The organism is Arthrobacter sp. NamB2, assembly GCF_005281365.1.
GTDB lineage: Bacteria > Actinomycetota > Actinomycetes > Actinomycetales > Micrococcaceae > Arthrobacter_D.
In genome coordinates, this window is the sequence record NZ_SZWI01000015.1 from 1 (window position 1) to 1,888 (window position 1,888).

At 65.0% G+C, this 1,888-nt stretch carries 1 protein-coding gene and 1 pseudogene; both read left to right on the plus strand.

Annotated features, from left to right (window positions below; genetic code table 11):
* Nucleotides 1-1,459: pseudogene (locus tag FDK12_RS14930) on the plus strand (DUF11 domain-containing protein); the annotation flags it as partial.
* Nucleotides 1,460-1,531: 72 nt separating this feature from the next.
* Nucleotides 1,532-1,888 (plus strand): hypothetical protein (locus FDK12_RS14935; protein ID WP_223263322.1); only part of this gene is annotated, 357 nt, incomplete at its 3' end.

The following is a 1,888-nucleotide window of genomic DNA, read 5'->3' on the forward strand; positions in this document are numbered from 1 at the left end:
AGGAACGGTGCCGCTCGAGACAGTCACCGTCGCTGACAACAAGCTCACCGGACCGGTCACCTGCCCGGCCGGCCCCCTGGCCGTCGGCGCGTACGTCACCTGCGAGGCAGCACCCTACGTCCTGACCCAGGCCGACGTGGACGCCGGCCAGGTCATCAACAACGCCGTCGCCACCGGAACCACGCCGAACCTCCCCCCGGCAACGGACGAGGACACGGAAACCACCACGATCACGGGCGCACCGAAGCTGGAAATCATCAAGAGCGCCTCGGCCGACAAGATCACGCGCGTCGGCCAGAACATCGAGTACTCGTTCGAGCTGACCAACACCGGCAACGTCACCCTCAGCGACGTCACCGCCGTCGACGACAAGGCCCGGTTCACCGGCTCAGGTGAACTCTCCCCGGTCCTTTGCCCTGAGGCTGCGCGTTCGCTCGCACCGGGTAAGTCGGTGACCTGCTCCGCCACCTACACGGTCACCCAGGCAGATCTCGACTCCGCCGAGCTGAAGAACGTCGCCACCGGCACCGCCACGGACCCCAGGCGCACCACAGTCGGAACCGAGCCCTCCGAGGTCACGATCCCGACGGAACAAAAGCCTGCCCTTGCCATGGTGAAGAGCGCAGATGCCGCGGCCATGGAGAACATCGCAGTAGGCCAGAAGGTCAGGTACTCCTTCGCCGTGAGCAACACCGGCAACGTCACCCTCGAGAATGTCACCGTCACCGATGACAGAGCGAAGTTCACAGGTGATCCGACACAGCTCTCCGACATCACCTGCCCGGAATCGGCTGCCTCACTGGCCCCGAACGAGTCCGTGACCTGCATCGCCACCTACAAGGTCACCCAGGCCGACGTCGACCGCGGCACCGTGAAGAACACGGCAACCGCCACGGCAATCGACAGGACCAGGACACCCGTCACGACCAGCCCCTCCGACGTCACGATCCCGTCGGAAGCCGCACCTTCGATCGATCTGGAGAAGTCAGCGTCGACCGAGACGATCACCAGGGCCGGTCAGGAGATCACATACTCGTTCGTGGTGAAGAACACCGGCAACATGACCTTGAAGAACGTGAAGGTCATCGACGACGTAGAACAGTTCTCCGGCTCCGGGAAACTCTCTGACGTCACCTGCCCTGATGGCGCTTCCTCGCTGGCACCTGGCGCAACAGTGATCTGCTTCGCCAGCTACACGGCTACCCAGGCCGACGTCGACGCCGGTGTCATCACCAACGTCGCTACCGCGACCGGCACCCCGCTTCGTGGATCGTCCCCGGTATCGAAGCCCTCGGACGCAACAGTCACCGCACCGGCATCACCCTCGCTCTCGGTCATGAAATCCGCGTCGACCGAGACGATCACCGAGGCCGGCCAGGAGATCACGTACTCGTTCCTGATCGAGAACACCGGCAACGTCACGCTCACGGACGTCACGGCCGTCGATGACAGAGCCTAGTTCTCCGGCACCGGGGAACTGTCCACGATCACCTGCCCCGAACCTGCTGACTCGCTCGCGCCCGGCGCAACAGTGACCTGCTTCGCGACCTATACGGCCACCCAGGCCGACGTCGACAAGGGCGTGATCACCAACGTCGCTACCGCGACCGGCACCCCGACCCGCGGCACCCTCCCTCCCTCGAACGAGTCGGCGGCCAAGGTCACTGCACCGGCAGCTCCTGCGCTCTCACTCGTGAAGAGCGCCTCGGTCAGCGAGGTCACCCGTGCCGGCCAGCAGATCGAGTACTCGTTCGAGCTGACCAACACCGGCAACGTCACCCTCGAGAACGTCACCGCGATCGACGACGAGGCCCAGTTCACCGGCTTCGGCGACCTGTCGCCGGTCATCTGCCCTGAGGCTGCCGCTTCATTGGCACCGGCCGCGTCC